Source organism: Streptomyces sp. Root1310, assembly GCF_001426425.1.
Taxonomy (GTDB): domain Bacteria; phylum Actinomycetota; class Actinomycetes; order Streptomycetales; family Streptomycetaceae; genus Streptomyces.
Map to the genome: position 1 here is coordinate 1 of NZ_LMEQ01000017.1, position 21724 is coordinate 21724.

General features: G+C 67.6%; 14 protein-coding genes and 8 pseudogenes. 12 read left to right on the plus strand and 10 right to left on the minus strand.

Features of this window, described 5'->3' with window-relative positions; genetic code table 11:
* The 3 genes and pseudogenes from ASD48_RS45430 to ASD48_RS23895 form a co-directional block, all read left to right on the plus strand.
* Positions 1-138 (plus strand): annotated as a pseudogene (locus ASD48_RS45430) (TetR family transcriptional regulator); the annotation flags it as partial.
* A gap of 171 nt (positions 139-309) precedes the next feature.
* A pseudogene (locus ASD48_RS42320) lies at positions 310-569 on the plus strand (helix-turn-helix domain-containing protein); the annotation flags it as partial.
* A 216-nt stretch (positions 570-785) separates the two neighbouring features.
* Positions 786-1862 carry a hypothetical protein gene (locus ASD48_RS23895; RefSeq protein WP_057603754.1) on the plus strand — a complete coding sequence of 359 codons (1077 nt, stop codon included), beginning with the start codon at positions 786-788 and terminating at the stop codon, positions 1860-1862.
* 248 nt (positions 1863-2110) lie between these two features.
* On the opposite strand, the pseudogene ASD48_RS23900 reads toward ASD48_RS23895, so the two are convergent.
* Positions 2111-2495 (minus strand): annotated as a pseudogene (locus ASD48_RS23900) (DNA-binding response regulator); the annotation flags it as partial.
* A pseudogene (locus ASD48_RS45435) lies at positions 2489-2596 on the minus strand (two-component system sensor kinase); the annotation flags it as partial. The pseudogenes ASD48_RS23900 and ASD48_RS45435, both read right to left, overlap by 7 nt.
* Before the next feature lie 198 nt (positions 2597-2794).
* Between ASD48_RS45435 and ASD48_RS23905 the strand changes: the two are divergent.
* Positions 2795-3196, plus strand: a complete 402-nt coding sequence (locus tag ASD48_RS23905; RefSeq protein ID WP_057603766.1) for a hypothetical protein — start codon at positions 2795-2797, stop codon at positions 3194-3196.
* A 946-nt stretch (positions 3197-4142) separates the two neighbouring features.
* Here the strand turns inward: ASD48_RS23905 and ASD48_RS23910 are convergent.
* Positions 4143-4801: pseudogene (locus ASD48_RS23910) on the minus strand (phosphotransferase); the annotation flags it as partial.
* A 496-nt stretch (positions 4802-5297) separates the two neighbouring features.
* On the opposite strand from ASD48_RS23910, the gene ASD48_RS23915 reads away from it, so the two are divergent.
* Positions 5298-6425 (plus strand): serine hydrolase domain-containing protein, encoded by a 1128-nt coding sequence (locus ASD48_RS23915; protein WP_199875930.1) that lies wholly within the window; start codon positions 5298-5300, stop codon positions 6423-6425.
* Positions 6426-6769: 344 nt separating this feature from the next.
* Here ASD48_RS23915 and ASD48_RS45440 read toward each other — a convergent pair.
* Positions 6770-6973: pseudogene (locus ASD48_RS45440) on the minus strand (hypothetical protein); the annotation flags it as partial.
* 252 nt (positions 6974-7225) lie between these two features.
* Between ASD48_RS45440 and ASD48_RS45445 the strand changes: the two are divergent.
* A pseudogene (locus ASD48_RS45445) lies at positions 7226-7624 on the plus strand (helix-turn-helix domain-containing protein); the annotation flags it as partial.
* Here the strand turns inward: ASD48_RS45445 and ASD48_RS45450 are convergent.
* Positions 7505-7804: a hypothetical protein gene (locus ASD48_RS45450; RefSeq protein WP_057603756.1), complete on the minus strand. Its 300-nt coding sequence runs from the start codon at positions 7802-7804 to the stop codon at positions 7505-7507. The pseudogene ASD48_RS45445 and the gene ASD48_RS45450 overlap by 120 nt on opposite strands.
* Positions 7805-8843: 1039 nt before the next feature.
* On the opposite strand from ASD48_RS45450, the gene ASD48_RS23930 reads away from it, so the two are divergent.
* On the plus strand, positions 8844-9740 hold the full coding sequence (locus tag ASD48_RS23930; protein ID WP_057603757.1) for a winged helix-turn-helix domain-containing protein: 897 nt from the start codon (positions 8844-8846) through the stop codon (positions 9738-9740).
* Between the two features lie 137 nt (positions 9741-9877).
* On the opposite strand, the gene ASD48_RS23935 is transcribed toward ASD48_RS23930, so the two are convergent.
* Together ASD48_RS23935 and ASD48_RS45455 are read right to left on the minus strand one after the other, a co-directional pair.
* Positions 9878-10387 (minus strand): hypothetical protein, encoded by a 510-nt coding sequence (locus ASD48_RS23935; RefSeq protein ID WP_057603758.1) that lies wholly within the window; start codon positions 10385-10387, stop codon positions 9878-9880.
* 70 nt (positions 10388-10457) lie between these two features.
* A pseudogene (locus tag ASD48_RS45455) lies at positions 10458-10904 on the minus strand (transposase); the annotation flags it as partial.
* Here ASD48_RS45455 and ASD48_RS23940 point away from each other — a divergent pair.
* The 3 genes from ASD48_RS23940 to ASD48_RS44370 all read left to right on the plus strand — a co-directional run bounded on the left by ASD48_RS23940 (position 10869) and on the right by ASD48_RS44370 (position 12346).
* Positions 10869-11684: a leucine-rich repeat domain-containing protein gene (locus ASD48_RS23940; protein WP_242432711.1), complete on the plus strand. Its 816-nt coding sequence runs from the start codon at positions 10869-10871 to the stop codon at positions 11682-11684. The pseudogene ASD48_RS45455 and the gene ASD48_RS23940 sit on opposite strands and share 36 nt — an antisense overlap.
* Positions 11685-11739: 55 nt before the next feature.
* Positions 11740-11913, plus strand: coding sequence for a hypothetical protein (locus ASD48_RS46195; RefSeq protein WP_157880683.1), 174 nt, complete (start codon positions 11740-11742; stop codon positions 11911-11913).
* 82 nt (positions 11914-11995) lie between these two features.
* Positions 11996-12346 carry an STAS domain-containing protein gene (locus tag ASD48_RS44370; protein ID WP_057603759.1) on the plus strand — a complete coding sequence of 117 codons (351 nt, stop codon included), beginning with the start codon at positions 11996-11998 and terminating at the stop codon, positions 12344-12346.
* Between the two features lie 525 nt (positions 12347-12871).
* Here the strand turns inward: ASD48_RS44370 and ASD48_RS23950 are convergent.
* A complete protein-coding gene (locus ASD48_RS23950) occupies positions 12872-17953 on the minus strand; it encodes a HEAT repeat domain-containing protein (protein WP_199875932.1) in 5082 nt (1693 codons plus the stop codon).
* Positions 17954-18421: 468 nt separating this feature from the next.
* On the opposite strand from ASD48_RS23950, the gene ASD48_RS23960 reads away from it, so the two are divergent.
* Complete coding sequence (locus ASD48_RS23960) at positions 18422-18754, plus strand: hypothetical protein (RefSeq protein WP_057603762.1); 333 nt, start codon at positions 18422-18424, stop codon at positions 18752-18754.
* Positions 18755-19186: 432 nt separating this feature from the next.
* Here ASD48_RS23960 and ASD48_RS23965 read toward each other — a convergent pair whose 3' ends face one another.
* Positions 19187-19528, minus strand: coding sequence for a hypothetical protein (locus ASD48_RS23965; RefSeq protein WP_063887491.1), 342 nt, complete (start codon positions 19526-19528; stop codon positions 19187-19189).
* Positions 19529-19688: 160 nt separating this feature from the next.
* On the minus strand, positions 19689-19964 hold the full coding sequence (locus tag ASD48_RS23970) for a hypothetical protein (RefSeq protein WP_057603764.1): 276 nt from the start codon (positions 19962-19964) through the stop codon (positions 19689-19691).
* A gap of 120 nt (positions 19965-20084) precedes the next feature.
* Here ASD48_RS23970 and ASD48_RS23975 point away from each other — a divergent pair, with 120 nt between their 5' ends.
* The gene (locus ASD48_RS23975; RefSeq protein WP_057603765.1) at positions 20085-21269 is read left to right on the plus strand and encodes a helix-turn-helix transcriptional regulator; all 1185 of its coding nucleotides are present in this window, start codon (positions 20085-20087) and stop codon (positions 21267-21269) included.
* Positions 21270-21724 lie beyond the last annotated feature (455 nt).

Genomic DNA, 21724 nt, shown 5'->3' on the forward strand with positions numbered 1-21724 from the left:
TCCGGCCCCGCGCCGGCCGCCCGCGCGCTGCGCGCCGCCCTTCCCGACGACGCCGACGTGCTGAGCGAGGCCGAACAGCGACTGCTGCGCGAGTGGCTCACCCGCCTGGCGGCGGACTACGGCCCGCCGCAGGCCTGAACCTCCGCGCCACCACCGGAGCGACACGCGACAGCGGCATGACATCCAATTTCGGGGACTGCCACGAAGGCAAGAAATCGCAGCACTCGGAATGAAAGAGGCGCGCAAGGGCTAAACAATGGGATAAGTTTGTAGTTAAACCAGATTCCGGTCGTGCGTGAGGGTACGGCCATGGCATCTGAGGAAGAGCTGTTCGCGTCCGTCGACGCTCTGCTGAACGAGGAGCCGCATCTGCCGCCTCCGGCGGAGCGTGCCCGGCTGCGGGAAGCCGCCGGCATCACGCAGGCGCGCCTGGCCACCGCGCTGAAGACCACGACCAGTCGGTGAAGAACTGGGAGAACGGCCGCAGCGAGCCGAAGTCCCCTCGCCTGGACGCCTACCAGCGCCTGCTGAACGGGTGGGCGGCGAAGTACCCCGCCCCGGGTGCAGCCCCAGCAGGCCAGGTTGCCGCGACCGCGCCCAGAGGACTCTCCGACGTCACCCTCAACGACATCGACTACCTCGACCTCGACTACTAACCCCCCACCCAGCCGGGGCGCGGCGCCCAGCGACTGAGCGCGTGAGTTGGTGGGCGTTGTGGCCAGTTGAGCGGTGACGCGTGTTGAGGCGGCAGGGGACTGTCGGTGGCTGGTGGCAGGATCACCGGCATGGGTTTCGTACGTACTACTCCTCCGCGGCCTGTCGAGGTGACCGCGGTCTTCCCCGAGTTGGCCCCGTTGGCGCGACCTGCCATCCGGTTGCATCCACGTCCGGGGTCGCCTTCGGTCAGGGACAGCTCGGTCGGTGGGCCGTTGCTGTGGCCGGCAAGGGAGCCGTGGCCGCACTGCGAAGACGCGCACCTGCACGTGGACACTGGATTCCGCGAGTCACTGACCGAAGTGCGGCTCAAGAGACGCTTGCAGGCCCGGCGGCGCCCTGATGACCGGCCTCCCGCGTTCACGCCCCAGGAGGAAGCGCTCAAGGAACGCGCTGCCGCACGACTCGCTGAACGGCTCGACGCCGGCCCTCCCTGGCCCGCCGAATGCCCGGTTCCGATGTTGCCCGTGGCTCAGCTGTTCCTGCGTGACATACCCCTGTTGCGGCCGCCCGAGCAGGCCGATCTGCTTCAGATTCTCTGGTGCCCGTACGAGCACGAACCGGATTACAAGCCGTCGACCGCACTGTTCTGGCGGTCGGTCGCGGAGGTCGGCGACATCCTCGCCACACCACCGGAACCGTACGAGGCGGACTATCCGGGTTACGTGCCAGAGCCGTGCGTGCTGGCGCCAGAAGCGATCACCGAGTACCCCAACAGCCTGGATCTGAGCCCGGAGCTGCAGCGGATGCTGGAGGACTGGAACAGGTGGCAGGCAGCCGGTGCCGGCGTGGACAGCTCCTACGCGCAGTATCCGCACGAGTTCTACCACGTTCACCTGGGCAACGCACCCGGCTGGAAGGTCGGTGGCTGGCCCCCGTGGGGCCGCACCGACCCGAACCCCCGGTACTGCGCTGTGTGCGCGGCGCAGATGGTCCCGCTGCTGACGATTGCTTCCCGGGAGTGGGACGGCGGTGAAGGACGCAGCTGGGCGCCGCAGGAAGAGCAGGCTACCGCCCTCGCTGGCTCTCGCCGCCCGGGCCGGTACCCCTCGCAGCCGACGAGGGTAGAAGTAGGCAGCACGGACAACATGCAGATCTACGTCTGTCCGACCTCCCCCGAACATCCATACACAGACCTGATCCAATGAACTGTCGGCCTGTCACACACCCTGCTGTAGACGGGGACAGGAATGCTGCCGAGTCAGGGCGTGTGACGAACCGCTTGCCTCACCGGTGACAACCAGGCTGCTTCGTCCGGTTGAAACCTCAGGTCAACGGATGCCGTTGATGACAACTATCGTGCTTCGGCTCACCCATCCGTCCGGGGGCCGCGCCGAGTCGGTACCTCCCGGCCGACCGGGGACACACGCCGCCTACCAGCGCCTCGCCCTGCTCCCATCAATTCCGGGTCCACCACGGTGCCGCCGGCGGCCACCCGCTCGATCGCAGACACGAAGTCCACAACCGCGCTAACCCGTTCCTTGACCAGATAACCCACCCCGGCGCCGCCGCCCGAGTCGAGCAGGCGCAGCGCTTAGGAGCGCTCGACGTACTGGCTGAGGACGAGCGCTGGCAGGCGCGGGAACTCCTGGCGCAGAGCGACCGGCGAGCGCAGCCCGTCGTCGCTGAGCGACGGCGGCATGCGTACGTCGGTGACGATCAGGTTCTGGTCGGTCGGCACGCACCGCCGCCACCACCTCGTGGCCGACCCGTTGCAGCAGCCCGACCAGCCCTTCGCGCAACAGGACGGCGTCCTCGGCCACGATCCGGCGAAGCGACATGGAACCTCCACATGCAGCAGGGTGGGACCCCCGGCCGGACTCGACACCCGCATCCGGCCGTCGAGCGCCTTGACCCGGTCCGCGAGCCCGACCACGCCGCGCTGACTGCCCAACCCCTCTCACCGGGTCACCGCCGGGTCAGCGTTCACACCTATACCACACGGCCCCCGCCGATCAGTTGGTCGACGGCGCCACCCGTGACACTCACAACTCCGTTTGCGCACAAGTTTCCTGATGCCTCATCGGGTCACTCGCGGGTAGCGGCCGGAACAGTTCCGGCCGGGATGGGAGATCTGATCATGAACCGGATACTGCGGCGGTCGGCCGCAATCCTGACCAGCGCCACGGCGATGGCGGCACTGCCCTGTGTGACCGCAGCCGCCGCCCCCGCGCAGGCCCAGCCCTGTGTGCAAAAAGTCGCCGTCGTCAACAACGCGGGCTTCGTCCTGTCCTGGACCGCCTCGGCCCGCACCGGCGAACAGTCGGCCTCCACCGGCGACTACCCGATCAACCAGACCAGGATCATCGACCTGTCCACCACCGCCTTACCCGAGGGAACCGACATCCGCCCCTACGTCGAGGCGGTCGGCGGGACCAACGAGTACGGCAGCTCCTACGTGTCCTACTGCGACAACGGCCAGACGGCCACCTACACCGTCACGGGGACCACATTCGACTACTCGGTCGCCCTGCTGACCTGACAAGCCGTATCCGTGGCGGCGTTCGCCGGCGCAGCCTCGGGACGAGGGGCGGCTCCGCGGCCACCGCCTGGGTGGCCGCGGAGCCGTCCTCACCCCCGCCGCGCCAGCTGGCCAAAGCCGCTGAGCCATGTCTCAGCGGCATATTTTTTTCTCGAGCAGCTGCGGGCCGCCCTTGCCGAGACGTCACCGGCTTACCTCCCAGCTGTGCGGTTGTGGCTCGCTGCCCTCGCCTCCGGCCACGCAGTGCACGGGGAAAGCTGTCCTTGAAGTCCGGGGTCTGGGAGATCGGGCCGTACGGGTCACTACCGCCAGCCTGGCCGACCGGCCTGCTGCTCCTGCAGACCCGGCGCGGCTCCCTGCTCCACAACCGATTCTCCGGCCCGGTCGCAACCGCCGAGCAGGCACCGGCGCACGACAGGTACAGCAGTGCAGCGGCGGCTGGGGGCTGCAGGGGAGGATCAACCGCGGTTGCGGAGCTCCTTCACTCAGCTGGGATCCGGCCAGGGGCCCGGCCGTGTGAGCGGTGCTGCCTGGGGTGGGGCGGGGATCAGCGCACCACGGCGTGCGGGGCGCGGAGGGGTTCGCGGGGCATGCGTTTGTCATATGCACTGCCTCTTCATGATCCGTGCGCTTCCGTCGGCAGGGCGTGCCGGGCCGGTCAGGGGGGAGGCTTCGGCGTGCACGGGTTTTGGGCTGACCCCGGTCAGGGGGCGGCGCTGGCACTCGTCGAGACGCTGCTCGGCGAAGCCCTGAAGCTCACCGAGGGGGACGGGCCATGAAGAGGTTGCGCACCTGGAAAGCCCACGACCACAAGCCGAGCCCCGCCTACCCGCCGGGAGCCGGCCCCCTGCCCGTTCCGGACGGATGCGAACCGGCCCTATTGCCCCCACCTCGGAGCGCACCTCGGAGTAGGCGGAACGGTCCAAGGCGCCCACAGGAGGCTGTCCCAGTCGATGACGCCGGTGATCCGGGCACGTTCCGGGTTCGAAGGCGACACGTCGAACAGCACGTTGCCGGGCTGGAAGTCCCGGTGCAGGAAGCGCCCTTCATAGGGTGGCGCGGGCCTGCGGATCACTTCGATCGCTGCGGCCCATACGGCCGCGTCGGCGCCCTTGGGAGCCACGACAGTGTGGGCGGTCGACAACGTCGCGTATTCCCGGGGCCGCTCAGCAGGGCACACCTCGTGTATCGCCACAAGTTGACGGGCCAGCAGGCGAACGCGAGCCTCCACTCCTTCATCGTCGAGGACCGTCCGGCCCGCCAGATGGGTCATCAGGAGCGGCGGATACTCGCACTGCGCGGCAGTCGGATCAACCGCGCCCAAGGAAGGAGCAGGCACACCGGTCACCGCGAGCAAGGTCAGAGCGCCGGCCTCCCCAATCAGCCCGTCCTCGGCGTGCCTCATATAGAACGGGTCGACGTAGGTCCGCAGCACCAGGTCACGGGTGCTCCGTCCCGTGTGCCGATGATCAGCCTCCGCCTCTCGGCGGTGATGCCGCCGTGCAACTCCTCGGCTTTGACGATCCGTTCGCCGGCCTCCAGGTGCCTACCCACCCAAGCCAGCGTCAACGGTCGGACACTCGCGGCCTCATCGTGGTTCTTCATCACCGTGCCACCTCATCATCCGGACGGCGGCACGGACGAAGGAATTTCCAGGTATCGATGGCCGTGCGGCTCAGTCCTTCCAGCAAGCCTGGGTCCGGACGCAGGTGCTCGACAAGGCGCCAGTCAGAAGTCAGTTGGGCGAGACAGACAGACACTCGGCATCTCACTCAACCCTTGGAATCGATCATCTGGGCATCGACTGGGCGTGACACGCCACGTCGCTCGTCGTTCAGATCCCGTCTTTGAACCTCCGTCGTCCCCCCCGGCTGGTGGGGGGGTAACCCCACTTTCAAGCAGGTGGTTGGCAGTATCCCGGTCCGGACCTTGATCGAAAATACTGGGTCCAGATCAGGTCGTCCCCCACCAGTGACGGGATTTTTTCTTGTACGAGCACGGATACGCAGCCAACGGGTCACGTACGTCCACGAGGGGCGGCCGCAGCCGGGGGGAGCACAGGCTGCGGGTCGCTGTCGTCCGGGCGATCGCCACGGTCGTGATGAGCGCCGGTCTCGCCCTGCCGGCGTCGGCTGTCGGCAGGGCGGACGCTTCCGCGACACGAGGCGGGCACGCGGCCACCCGGGCGGCCCTGGACTCGGTCGTCCAGGACGGCGCGCCCGGGGGCATCGTGTTCGTTGAGCAGGGGCGCGACATCTGGGCGGGAGTTGCGGGCACTGCGGATCTGACAACCGGCCGCAAGCCGCAGGCCGATGACCGCTTCCGGGTCGGTTCGATCACCAAGACGTTCGTGGCCACGTCGATGCTCCAGTTGGAGGAGGAGGGGAAGCTGAGCCTGGACGACACGGTGGACCATTGGCTGCCGGGCCTGGTGCAGGGCAACGGGCACGACGGCGGCGAGATCACGCTACGGCAGATCCTCAACCACACCAGCGGCATCTACAGCTACACCGACGACGAGGAATTCAAGCGCAAGGAGTTCGGCACCGACTTCTTCAAGTACCGCTACGCCACCTGGACGCCCTCCCAGATCGTCCGACTCGCCATGACACACCGGCCGGCCTTTGCCCCCGGCGACGACTGGAGCTATTCCGACACCAACTACGTCATCGCCTCCATGGTGATCCAGAAGGCTACCGGCCACTCCTACGCCTACGAGATCGAGCAGCGCATCCTGCGCCCCCTGCACCTGGATTCCACCAGTCTGCCGGGCACCCGCGCCCGCGTCCCCGGACCCAGCGGACGCGCCTACTCGAAGCTGACCGGGGAGCTTGCCGGGCCGGGAGAGCCGAACAGCGCGATCTACGACGTCACCGAACTCAACCCCTCATTCGCGGGCGCCGCAGGAGAGATGATCTCCAGCAATCAAGACCTCAACCGGTTCTACCGGGCCCTGTTCTCCGGTCGGCTCCTGGAGGAGCCTCAAATGAAGGAGATGATGACGACCGTCTCGATCAAGAACATGCCCACCTTCTCCTACGGCCTGGGACTGATGAGGATGACGTTGTCGTGCGGTACCGAGATATGGGGGCACAACGGCGGCATTCAGGGCTCCATCTCGCAGACCATGGCGACGGCAGACGGAGATCACGTGCTGTCGCTGAACTTCAACGGCGACTGGAACATCCACGAACAGCGCCTCGTCGACGCCGAATTCTGCGGTGTCTGAACTTGACTCGGGGATCTTGAAGGCGTCGAGGTCAGATGCCAAGGCGTCGCCAGGAGGTGGGCCGAGGGATCTCGTGCTGGTCGAGGTCCCTCTGAAAAGCAGTCGGATGACGGTGCGGGGCTCCCCAGTAGCCGATCTCGAGGTGCGCGCGTCGGACGGGATTCTCGATCGGGTAGCCGCACAGCCGCCGCCGGTCAACTGGGCCATGCACTTCGGCCAGGCCGCTCTGCTCGGCGTCCTGCGCTGACAACCAGGGTGGATCCTACGTGCCCGGCAAACTGACCACCGTCGCTGACCGACGCACCGAGACCGGCCCCGATCGAAGGATCGGGGCCGGTCTCGGTCGTGCGGAGGCGGTCGGGAACTACAGGCGTGTCCAGGCTCAGAGCCGCCAGGACGTCCTCGCACACGGCGTCCCACTCGGGGCCCTCCAACAAGCGGGCCCGAGGGTTGGACCAGCGGTGCGACGGGGCGGCGAACACGTCGCGGTTGTCCAGGGCCTGGTGCAACTGCTCTAGCACGCACACCACGTACGTGTCCCGGTCCACCGCGCCCTGCGGCAGTTCTGGATTGGCGTAGACCTCCTTGCGCCACGCGGGCGGCACGAGCTTGTCGTCCACCTCGCGCGGCAGTAGCGGCTCGACGCCCGCCTTCCGCCGGGCCAGCGCCGGAAGGCCGCGCACCCCGGCCAGGACCCGCTTGCCGGCGCTTGCCGCGTCCAGCGCCTCCGACCACAGGACCGACCACGGGGCCCCCTTGGGTTCTATCGGTCGTTGCAACGCCTCAGCCCAGAGGTGGCAGTGGACAGTGCAGTTCGTACGACACGAAAGCCCCAGGGCAGGAAGCCGTTGGTCCAAGAAAGGGACACATACTTCCTGCTTGTGGATCAAGGAATGAGCTTTGCCGAAGCCGCCAGGGCCGTCGGCATCAGCACCCGAACCGGCGAACGGTGGCGCAACGGACGAGGCGCCTCGGGCCGGATCAGGGCATATCCACCGATCAACGCTGCACCCGCCGCTGAACCGGGCGACCCCTCGCGCTATCTCCGCGAGGCCGACCGCGTCCACATAGCCGACCGGCTACTCGAGAAGGCCACCATCCGGGCGATCGCCGCCGAACTGGGCCGAAGCCCATCGACGATCAGCCGCGAAGTCCGCCGCAACGGCACCATCCTGCCCAACGGTCGCCAGCACTACCGGCCCTACACCGCCCAGCGCCGCGCCGACGCCCGCCGGTCCCGCCCCAAGACCGGGAAGATCGGCCGGAACCCGGACCGCTTGCCCGTCGTCGATACGCAGCCCCTGCTCCAGGACGCGATCGCCCCTGGCCTGTTGCTGGCGCCCGCCGTGCAGCGCCCGGACGGGACTCTTCAGCGTCATCCCGCGCGAGATACCAGGCTCACGCGCTTACGTCTCGGGCTCCCTCGTCGGCCACCACCAGGTTGTGCCCGGGGGGGGAACGAGTGTGAGTAGTTGGCCTACGCCAGAGGGCGCCAGGTCGGGTACTTCCAACCGCTGCAACCTGCCGTTGACTCACACACGCGTATCTGCGAAACCCACGTGTCGGAGTAACTCTTGAAAGCACCCTGACCAGCGCTCCCGTCGGAGTCTCGTAAGGTGAGCATGGGGCCACCGTCCCCGAGGTAGTACTCGACTCTGACTCCGCGGCCGTCAGCTTCGTTGTCCCAGGCGGTGACGTCGGCCAACCCGCCGCAGTTGTTTCCTCTCCCGAAGTCGTCGCCGTGGTACACGGTTTCGGAGCACCCCCGTACTCCGGAATCCGCTGCCTGGATGGGTGCACCAGATCCGATGCACACCAGTGCCCCAGTGGCGCCTGTGGCGATCAATGCCCGCCGGATTGCGCGCATGCTTGTTCTCCCTCGATCGTCGGTATCGGTCCGCTATCTCCCTCAACAGCCCGGCCAGACGGCTTCGATCACCGCCTGCTTCCGAGTCGTCGTCCACGTACAGCCCCCAGGCCTGGCGTCTGGATCTCCACTTGCAGTACCAGTAGCTGTAGGCGGAGTTCTCTCCGTCGCTCTCTCACGCCCGATAGCTGGAGTACCAGCCGGCGACGATGATGTTGAAGGTAGTGATCGGTGCGGCTGCCGTCGTGTTGCTGTCGACTGCGTTTCTCCTTCGTCGTTTTCGTGGATACCCAGCACTGGGCAGGTGCGCTACGGAAGCAGTCTTGGCGCTCCTGTGGCCGGTTAGCCGCTTCCGCATGTCCGACGCACGGCTCACACTCGGAACCGCTGTCCCACCATCGGGTTCGAGCGCGGCTCACGCATTCGATTCGCTCCTGACCGAACTGTGAGGTGCCTTGACGGACTCACCGTGACAAGGGGGAATCGTGCTGCGACTGTGTTTCACTGCCGAAGACCTGCTGCAAGTGACGTTCGCCGACGAGCCTGCACCCATGGTCGAGCTGACCCTTGCCATCGCGGCGCTTCAGCGGCCCGATCCGCTGTACACCCTCTGGCGGCGGCGGACGCTCCACGCCCTGCCGCGCTCCGCGGGGCCGCTGCTGGAACTGGTGCCCGCCACGGCCAAAGGGCCATTGTTCCTGGACCCACTGAGCCTGGGATTCGATGACGGGCTCGACCAGGTCCTGTCGGCCCCCACCCCGTTCGTCCGCACCGAACTGCGCCGCGTCCACTCCGCTGGCCGCCGCCCAATCCCGTGGACCCGCCTCCTGGCCGACCGCGACCGGGAATCCTGGCAGATCCTCGAACACGCCGTACGGGCAGCACACGCCTGCGTGCTGGACAGCTCATGGGACCGCATCCGCGCCGGATTCGACGCCGAACGCGCCTGGCGCATCCACATCCTGGCCGCCCAGGGCATCCGCGCGATGCTGGTCGGCCTTGCCCCGGGGGCGCGCTGGCACGGCACCACCCTCGAGTTCGACAGCACCGACGACGTCGAGGTCACACTCAACGGGCACGGCATCACCCTGCTGCCGTCCGTCTTCTGGACCGGTCGGCCCCTGGTCGGCAGATACGCCCAGGGACTGTTCCTGGTCTACCCGGCCACAACCCCTCTCCCTCTCCTTGACGACCCCACCGCCAACGCCCTGGCCACGCTGCTGGGCCGCACCCGCGCCACCATCCTGGAACAGCTCACCCGACCACGCACCACCACCGACCTCGCCCACCAACTCGACCTGGCCAAGTCCTCCGTGTCCGAACACACCAATGCCCTCCGCGACGCCCACCTCACCACTGCCCACCGCGACGGCAAAACCGTCTGGCACACATGCACCCCGCTGGGGCTCGGACTCCTCACTGGCTCCCCCGGCACCACAAAGAGCTGACTACCTCAACGCAACTGAGCCTGGGTTCTGACACAGGCTCTGAGCTTGCGTTTTAACGCCTGCCTCGATCAGTTGTGGCTGGTCGAGCCAGACAAGAGAACTCGCACGGAGCTGAGCGCCATCAGCTGCGCTAGCTCTCAATCTTCATGCGACACACCGAGGTCGTAGCGCATAGCGGTTCTCATCGTTCGGAGCATCTCCCAGACCTCGTACTGCGCCTGGGCCGCGGTCTCCATCGTTTCGCCTGGTTCGGGGGCACCGCGTTCGAGGCGCTTGACCTGGCCGTAGACCTTGTTCAGGGCTTGGTTGACGACACTCGCTCGCCTGAGTACCTCTTCGGGGGCGATCATCTGTGCTTCGGAGTATCGATCGCGGTGCACGTTCTTCGCTTCCTCGAGTGCGTCGCTGTCGCCCTCCGCCACGCCGCGTTCCCTCATGACGTGCAGGTGGCGGTTGAGTGCGGTGGTGAACTGCCGAGCATCCCGGTTGAGTTCCACATAGCAGGTGCGTCGCAGCGAACGGGCCTCGCGGACCTCCTCATGGTCTCGAACGAGCTCTATCTCCAGGCGCTTGGCTCGTTCGGAGCCGCGCTGGGTGAGTAGCGACCCTCCCAGGGTTCCTGCGACGCCTGCGACAGCGATGATCACTGAGCTGAGATCCACCGACGTACCCCGTGAAATTCTTCGGCCTCGTGCCCGCTGCACATGGCCCAGGCCGTCAAGTTTGCCGCTCCTCGGTGCGCCGGGGTTTGGTGCCCTTCTTGTGGTGGGCGGGGCGGCTGTATGCCTCGCCGGTGGCCAGGACTCTGCCCACGTCATGACGGGTGGCTGGGCGGCGGTTCTTCGAACCAGGCGGCCGGCCAGGCCCCGGACGAGACGGTTTCGGTGCACTCGACGGGGAGCCGGTCTTCCTGCACCGGTTCCTGAACCCCCTGCGGAGCCGGGTGGGCGTGAGCCTGTTCGGCGGAGCCGGTTTCTCCCAGGGCCGCCGGAGATCGGTGGCCAGCGGCCGCGCGAGCCGGAGCTGGGCATAGGCGGCAATCACCAGCCACGTCCACCGGTCGGCAGCCTCCGAGCTGCGGAGACGGGGCTTGGTCCACCCAAGTGTCTGCTTGAACAGGCGGAAAGTGTGCTCAAGGTCGAAGCGGCGGAGGAAGGACTGCCAGCCGCCGCGCAAGTCTTCCCGAACCGCTTTCCCGAGGCGGTGGACTCCCAGCCCTGGGTGCCGCAGGACCGGTGCCACTGCTTCAGCCAGGTCCGGGTGAGTCCGCTCGGCGAGGCTGCGTCCTTTCACACCGAGATCCAGGACACCAGTGCTCCGGGCTGGCTCCGGCTGCTGGATCTGATCGAGGAGGCGGTGGCAGACGGGCGGGAGGAGTTTCGCCCGCTGGCGGAGCTGAGCCCTGAGGAGCGGCGGCAGATCGTGACGCTGCCGGCGTCGATCGGGCGGCTGACGGCGGTGCGGATCCTTGTGCTGTACGGAAGCAACCTGGTTCGGATACCTCCGGAGATCGGCGACATGACAAGCCTGGAGGAGTTCGGCCCCTATACGTCGCGACGGCTGCACTGGTTCCCGTACGAAATCACGCGGTGCGCCCGGCTGGAGAACAGCACGGTGAGCACGCGCTCGATCTACGGCAACTACAAGTACCGGCCGCCGTTCCCGCGGCTCCTCCCGCCCAGCGATACGGTCCTGGATCTCGAGGGCCTGGCTCCCGGCCACTGGGGCGCCACCGCGGCCCGCAGTTGCAGTGTCTGCACCGGGCCCATCCCGGCGACGGGCCCGCACCAGGCGTGGCTCTCCCAGGTGGTGGCGACCGATGTCCTGCCGACACTGGTCAACGCCTGCTCCCCAGCGTGCCTCGACACTCTGCCACCGGGGGCGAAGGGCTACATCCCCGCACCTCATCGGGGCGGCGCGATCGAACAGCCTCGGCCTCGTTAACCGTCAGGCGAGGTCGCTGCCGGGGTGTCGAGCAGGGGATGCGGGCGGTGATGCGTTGCCCGACCGGCTGCTGCTCGACGACGAGGTTCTGGGCGAGCGCTTTGACGATCTCCAGGTCGTGCTGGCCGACCCCGCCGTTCCACACGATCACGTCCACGGCGTATCAGTTACCTTCACCGGCCCGCCACGTCCCATGGAGCGGGCGGTATACAAACCCGAATTTTGTTGACGTTGCAAGCGCTGTGAGCTTGCGTGGGGTCAGGACGCCGACTCCGTTGCGTGGAACGCCGGAGGAAGAACGAGGTGCTCACATGCACGTATCCCATCTGGCAGTCTCCCAGCACACCACTGCATCCGGAGTGCACGTCCTGACACTGAGCGGAGAGATCGACTACAGCAGCGTGGCATTCGCCGGCTGGGCATTCGACAGCGGCGCAGGCGACCGATGTGCACCCCGCACGGTCATCGACTTCGAACACGTCACCTTCATGGACTGCAGCGGCATCTCCTTCCTCGTCCATGCTCACCGCGCCGCGCAGGAGCACGACGGCTGGATCCGCCTGGCCAACATTGCCCCGCCCGTGCAGCGGCTCCTGCACCTGGTCGGACTGGCCGACCTCCTGCCGACGTATGCCACGCTTGAGGCCGCCTTCCCCTCCTAATAGAGTTCCCCCGAGGCCCCAGGACGCCTGTGGTGGCATGCCGCAACCGCGGCGCTCGCCTCCCTGCCCCCGAACACCATGAGCACTCCAGCACATGCATCAGATCACCGCCCCGCGGCGCGGATCGAATTGCCTGCTCCTCAGGTCTGTCTTCGGGATCAGGCCGTGGAACCGCTGCGAGCGCGGAGCCAGCGGACGCCCTTGATGCCGTAGCCGACAGACATCAGCACGAAGCCGGCAGCAGAGGAATTGCACCAGCGCAGATAGGCGTGAACGGCCCGGGTCTGCACGTGCACCTAGACCCCAATCGCCTGGGACGCGATCACCCTGGTGGCCCGCCATCCGACCCGCCCGGCAGGCAAGACCAACCGCTGGGCTTGACACCGTGAACCATCAAAGCAGGCGTCCGACGACGTCGCCGCCCGGATCGTCGGCGACCGGGTTGGACATTGGGCGGGCGAAAGGAGCGGTGGACGGAGAGCAGCGCGGTATGTGGATAAGTAGTTGCGGAGCGGCCGACGATAGTCAGCGTTCGCGGAGCATGCTGAGCAGTCGGTTCGCGTACGCCCGCACTTCCGATTCGCCGTCCTCTGTAGCGCGGTCAGCGAGCAGTCCGGTGGTCCGACGGTCCGGCCAGTGAAGCGCGATCATGGCGAGGACTCGCCGCCGGATCTCGGGGTCAGGATCGTGGACGGCACTGCGTTCGGCGACCAGCCGGCCATCGTCCGCAGCCGTGAGCAGTCGGGACTGAAGTGCGAGCAGCCGCTCGTCCATGCTGCGGCCGAAGGCCGCGAGCGAGCCGCCGGGCGGGAGGGCACCGATGCACACGTCGAAGGCCGCGTGACGAATCGACGAATCGGAATCACTCTCGGCACGGATAGCAAGCAGCGGCTCTCCCTCCGCGGCGCTGGGCATCTCCACCAGGGCGGCCAGTGCGAGCCAGCGGGACGCGGCGTCCGGGGCGGAGCACGCCTGTGCACGCAGCCGCTCCACGGCCACTGCGCTGTGGTTGGGCCACCGGTTCACTATGACCACGGCCGCCGCCCAGCGCAGGTCGGCATCCGGGTCCTCGGCGGCATGGGCGGCGAACCGGGCGCACACCTCGTCGTCGTTCCAGAGATCGGCCAGCGTCTTCAGGGCCGCCCAACGAACGTCCYTGTCGGGGTCGTGCTCGACACGTTCGGTAAGTACGGCACGAAGGTCCGGGTCCGCCGGCCTGTGCACGATCAACAAAGCGAGAGCCTGCCAGCGCATGGTCGGATGCTCATCCCCCGACGCCAGCCGAATCAGTAGCTCCCGCCCCTCGTCGTCGACGGGCACCTCCTGCACAAGCTTGCTCAGGGCCGCCCAACGAACGTCCCTGTCGGGGTCGTGCTCSACACGTTCCGCCAGGGTGCGGCCTGCCTGCTCGATTGGCAATCGCTGGACCAAGGCAAGCGCCGCCGCCCAGCGAAGGCGGGGAGAGCTGTCGTGGGCCGCTCGGTCGGCGAGCAGTGTCCGAACCCACTCCTCGTCCGGCCGGCGGCGGACTAGGGCGCCGACCGCCGCCCAGCGGTTGAATTCGGATGGATCGTTGGCAGCGACCAATGCCAGTACGGACAGTTCCTCGTCCGGAGCGGGGCCGTCTCCGTCCCAGAGACAGAGCAGCGTACGCATGACATTGGAGGCGAGGTCCTCCYGGAYGCGGGCGAGGAGGAAGGTTCGCACCTGGTGGTCGTCGGCGTGGTGGTCGATGAGATGAGTGAGGGCCACCAACCTGAGGGCAGGTTCAGTGTCCTCAGCAGCAACGGCAAGAAACACGGACGCGGGTGCGGGCGGAAAGCCAGCGCCCTTTGTCCAGGCTTCAAGGATCGCGCGCCGGACCGCAGGGTCCAGGTCCTCCCGGACCCGCTCCGCGAGGAATGACGCCAGCTCGTCGTCGTTGCCCATCCGTCCTTTGGAAAGGTGTGAGACCGCCAGTAGCCGCACATCGGCTTCCGTCTCCCTGCGGCCGAGTGCCAGCAGCGCGTTGCGAACGTCTGGCGCGTCCCCGCACTGGGTGAGCGCGGTTGCTGCCGCCCAACGAACGGCTGGCACTGTGTCACCCACGGCGGTCTCAGCGAGTACCGCGCGGACCTCCGTGCGTCCCAGGTCTGCCTCGCCAAGCGTCAACACCGCGCTCCGGCGCACCGCGCCGTTCTCCTCCCGGCGCATGCACTCGGCCCACCGCCCCCAGACCTCTTCCTGCTGGGGCCGGTGATCGATGAGCCGTCTCAATGCTGCCGCCCGCACATCGGGGTCAGCGTCGTGCGCTGCCCGCTGGGCCAGCAGGGAGCGAGCCTGTTCCAGGTCGGGCTGCCGGTCCACCAGCGCTGTCAGCGCGTCCAAGCGCAGGTGCAAGCTCTCCTCTCCGACTATGCGTGCAGTCAGCACCGCCCGGACCTCCTCGTGGTCTTTGCACTGGGCGGCCCAGGCTGTCAGCGCAGCACAGCGGACCAGGGGAGCGGGGTCCTCCGTGGCGCGCGTGCGCAGAAAGGAGTGGACGTCGTCGTCCTGCGGCCACATCCGTTCCAAGGTCCGTATCGCCGCCAAGCGCAGGTCAGGGTCCTCGTCGCGTACGGCGCGCCTGGACAGCAGCCGCCGTGCCTCGTCCTCGTTCCCGCAGTCCAGTACCAGAGGCAGCACTGTTCCGCGAACGAGGGGGGAAGCGTGCTCTTCAGCCAGATGCGCCAGAACAGGATGGAGCGTCTCGTCATGGGGTGCTCTCGCCACCAGCGCCTCGGTGGCTGCCTGAGCCGCTTCGGTGTCACTGCCCTCGGTGGCCACGGCGACAAGCAGATCCCGTACGTCTGCACGATCGGGCCAGCGCAGTAATAGGCTCGTGACCACCAGGTGACGGACCTCGCTGTCGGGGTCGCGCGTCGCGCAGTGCTTCAGACGGGCGCGGACATCGGGGCTGTGGGGCCACTGAGCGATCAGCAGATCGACAAGCTTGCGGCGGATTTCGGGGCTGGGGTCCGAAGCCGACCGACTGGCCAAGAACTCTCCTGTTTCATCATGGGATATCCACCTGTCCGCCAGGGCCTTGAGGAAGATCTCGCGGTCCGGACCGTAGAACGAACCTGTTGCGAGACGGCGTAGTTCGGCGGGGTCGGGACGCAAGGCGACCGCCAGCTCGGCCGGTTCGGTGCTGGCGTCGGCGAACTGTCCACGTAGGTGGTACCAGCGCAGATAGCGATCGCGGCCGATCCAGTAAGGCCCGAAGGTTTGGAAGGCTGCGGCAGCGGCGGGTACCTGCGGCCGGGAATAGCTGTCGTTCTCGTCCAGCAGCACGGTGGGCCCGTCTCGCGGCCCAGAGTCGCCAATGCTCGCATCCAGCAAGGCAGTGACGGCGTCGATGACGGCGATGCTCTGTCTGGCCAGACCACCCACCGCGCCGACCTCGGCCAGGGCCCGAAGGGCGAGGACGACATGGCTTGCGTCAGCGGGGTCCTTCCGGGCGGCGTGGAGCTCAAGGATGCGGTCGACGGCGGCGGCCGCGGCGCGCTCGCCGAGTTCGCCGATCAGCAGCAGGAGCACCTCGTGCCAGGCGGGGTCGGCGGCGTGGGCAGTGACAATTTCCTCGACGTACTGCTTGGGTGTTCGGTCCCAGTCGTCCTTGATGCGCTGAATGATGTCGGTCGCCGCGAGGTATTCCAGAAAGGCGCGGTGTACAAACCCGTACACCTCGCCTCCATAGCGGGACAGGATGAAGTTGCGTTCCCGCAATTGCGCGATCATGGCGCGTGAGCACGTGGCGGCGAGGGGCCGCGGTATCTCGTACCGCGCGCGCAGATGATCGCCGATTAGGCGCTCCAGATCACTACCGTGGATGTGGTTGCCGGCGATCCCGCCTGTCCCCTCCTGCATCGCTCTGGCCAGGAGTTGGAGCAACCGAGTGCGCTCCCGTTCGCCCAGTGCGTCGAGCGTGTTCGCCACGGCCTCGGGGAGCTGGGCCTCCAGGTGCTTCGCCTGCTGGTCCCAGTGGGCGACCAAGACGGTAACGGCGTGTTCGTAGGCTCCGCGGCGATCGCGCGGCAACACCTTGCGGCGGCCGATGATGGCCAGGATCGTCAGCAGCAGGGGGTTGCCGGCGAGCTCACGGACCGGCCGGGAGTCCGTGACAGCCGCGACCAGCTGCCCGGCCAAGCGGTTGCCGAGATCCGGGTCCTGCCGGCCGGAAGGCGCGTACCAGCGGTGTGCGAAGTCGCTGATTCGGGGCCCGTCGAGATCCTGGAGCATGTGGTGGCTGAAGCCGGCCCCGTCGAGAACGGCCCGCTGGTAGCCGATCGTCCGGGACGTCACGATGACGCGGGCCTCGGGGTAGCGGGCGGCGAACGCTGCGATGCGGTAGTGAGTGTCACGGCGGATGCGCGGGTCGAAAAGTTCGTCCAACCCGTCGAAAACGACCAGCGCCTGTCCGCAGAGAAGGAGTTGCTGGGTCAGGGACGGCGGAGGGGCCATCCCCCGGTTGACGTGCAGATGCGCGATGAAGTCCTCGAAGGTGCGCTGGCGCCATTCTGCGGCAGCGTACTCCCGCAGTTCCACGAGGAGCGGGACATAACTTGCCAGCGCGGCCAGTGGCCCCTCCGGCGGTCCGGGACGGGTCATAGTTAGCGCCAGGTACCGGGCGAGCGTGGACTTGCCCGCACCAGGGTCGCCCAGAAGCACGGTTCTGCGCGCCTCATCGCTCGTCAGGACTGTGAGCGCGTCGACCACCGGTTTACGCCGGTAGGAGTCCTTCAGACGGTCGGCTGCCACTCTCACCGCTGCCCAGAACCTCGTGTACTCGGATGACTCTCCTTCCTCCGCCGGGGACTCCCTCTCTTCTGTCGGCTCGAGTTCCTCCGCCAGGTCCCCGGACTCCATGAGGCGGTACACCAGTTCACGGGGGAACTCGACCGGCCGCGCGTCGGCCTTCAGACCAGGGACCACAAACACCTCGCGAGCCGTCTCCTCTGGCGGCTCCTTTTCCTCCGCCAGGTCCCCGGACTCCATGAGGCGGTGCACCAGTTCACGGGGGAGCTCGACCGGTGGCGGATCAGCCCTCAGACCAGGGACCACAAACACCTCGCGGAGGGCGACCGGCGGATGGTCACTCTGATCGGACAGCGGGGTGAGTACGTCGAGTTCGAGATTCGCGTACGTCTGCCTGACCCGGTGCGCGTAAGCCATCAGGGCGGCGCGGCGGTTCTCGTTCGAGGACCGGGCGAGGTCCCCTCCCAGCGGCCGGTCGACGCCACGATGGGCGGGCGCGGAGTCTTCCGAGCCGTGCAGGCGTTCGTCAGACCGATGTGGCAGGCGCTCCCGTGCTTCCGAGTTCTCCCGCCCAGCACCAGACACAGCGACCGCTCGCAGCTTTAGCAGCGGGCCGGAATCGAGCCCGAGGGCCGCAGCCATACTGCTCACCGTCTGCGCGGACGGCGCGGGCGCGGACATGGAGAAGGCCCGGCTCACCGAGGTACGCCCGAGCTTCGCCCGCCTCGTAAGAGCCGCCTTGGTCATCCGCTTGGCGACCAAGGCGGCCTGCAGACGTGCACGTAACTCCGCGAGCGCGGCTGCAGGGTTGGACGGCTCGCCGCTCACCATACACATTCCCCCGGTATCCCTACGTGTTCGCCTTCTACCGCTTTATACCGCCGCGAACCTCTGTGAACGGCTTTTCCGCCACCTTCGGTGCCACACACCCCTCGTGGACCGAAGGAGTCACGACATGTCCGCTCAGTTCCGTGGTGTTCTCGTGCGCACTCGCGGTGCTGACCGCCGCGCTGCTGGCCAGGGCCCCAGGCTGCCTAACGCGCCGCGACGGAGCCACCCGCCTGGCCGCGGTGGTCCATGCGGGTTCGCGCGGGCAGGAAGTTGCAGCTCACAGGCCTCGAATACGCCCGGACGACTGGCGAGAACGCTGCCCGTCCAGCAGGGGTTGCTCGGCTAACAGCCGCCCCCGACACCATGCCTGCCACACCCGCTGCCGTATCCGGCGCTGCCCCCGCCCCCGCCACCACAAGCGGTGGCACACCCACGCCCTGTTCACCGCACCCCGCCCAGGAGCCGACCATGAACGCCCCGACCCTCCCCAGCATCTTCTCCAGCCTCGCGGCCGGAAGTTCGGCCCTCGCGGACGCCCCGTGGTGGATCATGATCCCGCTCCTGCTCCCCGCTATCCCCGCACTGGCCTCGGCCATCGCCACCCTCGCCACCGCCTGCTCCCACACCCGAACCGCCGCTATGCGGCGGCGGCACGAAGACACCTTCCTCGAGGACCCGGACCGCTACCGGGCGGGCCTGGACCACATCGCCCGCATGCACCAGCCCACCACCGCCCTCCCGCCGCCGGAGCCCGCCGCACCCACACAGCAGCCGGCCGAACCCCCGACTCCCCCGCCGTGACCAACTGGTGCAAGCGGCGTGCACCCTTCGAAGGGCCTGGTATGCCTAGTCGTAGCAAAGCCGCCCGGTGACGTACTCGTTGCTGTCCCGACTGGATCCGTCAGCGACCACATCGCGCAGGTCACCAAGCGGTCGGAAGGAATCGTCGGTGCAGGCTCTTACTGGAGCCTCCTGGGTTGACACGTCAGTGGGTGGGACAACTCGGGCATGAGTTGTCCCACCCACTGACGTGTCAACCCAGCAACGCCCAGACCCACCTCGCGGAGGCCTGCCCGGATGTCACCGTCACCTACGAGCAGGCACCGCGATGACCGCGGCCGGCATACAGCGCCCGGCGGCGCGCCCACCCCCGGGAAGGGGTGGGCGCCCCGCCGGGGTGTCATGTCTGCCGCAGCCGCCGCACGGCATTCCCCCGCAAGGGGGTGGGGTGGGTCAGTGGTGGCCGTTGCGGCGGTGGCCCCAGGACTCGTCGTCGACGAAGCGGCCGTGGTCGTTGCGCAGGGTGGCGGTGTCGTGGTCGTTGTTCCACACGTAGGCGCGGCGGTCCTGGTAGAGGTCGGTGCGGGTGTCGCGTCCCTCACCGGTGTGGATGCCGGCCACACCTACACCTTCGACCACTACCGTCTGGGCGGCCGCGCCACCGTCCGCCGCCGGGCGGCTGGGACGGGCGTGGTCGGCCGCGGTGGCCGGCAGCGCCGCCACCGAGACCAGAACACCCGCGGCGAGGGCTGCGGCGGCCAGACGGCGGGCCGCGACAGAAGCAGAAGCGGACAAGGAAGTACCCCAGTTGGTGCGGGCACCCTCCCACCGGGAGCCTTGGCGGCCGCGTCCTGTACACCTTTGGGGCCCGCCCAGCTTGGGCGGGCCCACAATGCGGCCTGCATGTCGTACGACCGAGGCCGCGTGGTGCAGACCGCTCCAGCTCCACTAGCGCTTAGAGGAGCCCGGCCTTCTCCTCCAGGTAGTGCGCGAAGTACGTCGCGGCGAGGAAGGCCCCGCTGGTGGCTCCTACGGTGGCGAGTACGCCCGCGCTGTTGACGATAAAAATCAGCGCGGCCGCGAGGGCTGCGATGATGCCGACTGCAAGGCCAAGCAGGATCGCGAGGATCCTTACCCTCTTCTGCAGTTGGTCGTACGCAGTCCGGGCTTCTGCAAGCGTGCGCGCTTGAGCCGCTCCGCTTGTATTTTGTGGGTTCTGGTTGGTGGTCACCTTTTGTCCTCCGGTGCACAGTCGTCATTCGGTGCACTGAGCCTCTTTCTCGTCGGAGAGTTGCGGGAGGGGAGGCAGGGTGATCCCGCAGTTTGGCAACTAGCTAGTTGGGGGCGCGAGATGGACGTGGAGCCGGGGGACGGCACCGAGAAGGGACGCATCGAGCCGGACGCGGAGCGGCTCGGGGCTCAACTCAAGGAGTGTCTGACTCGCCGAGGCTTAAGCCAGCGGGAGTTCTCCAAGGCGTTCTTCCTGACACCATCCACGACCAGCCGGTATCTATCAGGTGAAAGAATTTGCTCAGAACTGTTCATCGCCGATCTGGACGCCTTCTGCCAGGACCGGGAGAAGCCCTTGAGCGCCGAGGAACGCGCCGCCCTTTGGGATCTTTGGCGTACTGCTCTCAAGAACAGCTCAATCCCGAGCGCGCAGACCCAGCACTTCATGTCGGTGGCTGCAGAGCTGAAGAGGGAGCGGGACCAGCTCAAAGAGCAGTGTGAACGCCGGGACGGCTCGGGAGGTGAGGTGGAACAGGCGCTACACGCGATGGTGGAGCGTGTCGCGGCTCTGACGGAGGAAGTAGACCGAGCCCGGAAGGACATGACGGAGGACCGGAAGGCCCGCGAGTCGCTGGACCGACGGACAGCGCAAAGAGACGAAGTACTCGCCCAAGAGGTCGGACGCCAGCGGGAGCGCCTGAACGACCTCACAGTCGGAGAGGAAAGAGCCCTTACGCAGTTGCAGGCCGGCATGCGCGAACTGAATAGGGAGGTCCGGGAACTGCGGGAGGACGTTCCCGCTGCGGGAACACAGCTTGTTCCCGCAGCAGAAACACAGCCAGTGCGCACCGTGCGAGGAGAGATCGCGACGGAGGGGACGGGCCGCCAGAAGGCACTGGCCACACGAGTGGCCAAGCTCGTGCCTACTTATGACGCTGTCGGACTGTGCATCAGGGCTGCCCTGGTGATCGGGCCAACCTGGGGGTTCACCTACGCCATCGGGTATCTAGCCCGCTGGGCAGGGGAAGGCCGAAACGACGGGTTTGTGCTCCTCGGCTGGATACTCGCAGTCGTAGGGATGCTTGCGGCGGCCTACGGAGCCGGACTGCTCGCCACCGGCCTTACACCGGTCAAGCCCTCCGATCTGGAAAGTGGCGTCATGCTGTCTTCTGCAGCCTGTTCCTGGGCAAGCGGTTTCACCTACGTGTTCTTCGGGCCTGTGGGAGCAGGAATCGCCGTCGCGGGCGGCTTACTGTCGGTCGGATTCCTGTACCTCATGAACTGGGCAGACGACCACCGCCCGTAGATGCTCGTTCAGGAACAGAGGGCGCCGAACGTCACCCGGTAGCACCACCCGCCGCCCTCTGGGCACCGGTCCTCAGCAGCTCCCCGCCATTCCCGTCCCCGCCGCCGCCGAATCCACGGGCCTGTTTCCTGCGTCGTGGGGCGTCGGGTGGTGCGAGGCGCCGCACGCCGCCCGGGCACAGGGGTGTCCCGGTGCACAAGCGCAGGGCGGTGGTCGTCGTGCTGCCGACGGGACGGTCGTGCCGCCTCGGCCGGTGCGACATCCACAGATTCCTGGACGCCGCGGACCCCCGGCAACACCTGCCCCCGTACCCGGGACAGCGGGATCGTCCCACCTGCGTTGACCTGCGCGAACAAGGAGGCCCGGGATGCCGTTCCGGGACGCGGGGACGACCCGCGCCGTGCCGGCCGGCCATCGGATGCGGCCGAAGTCGCCCGTCAGCCGCCTGTTTCCGC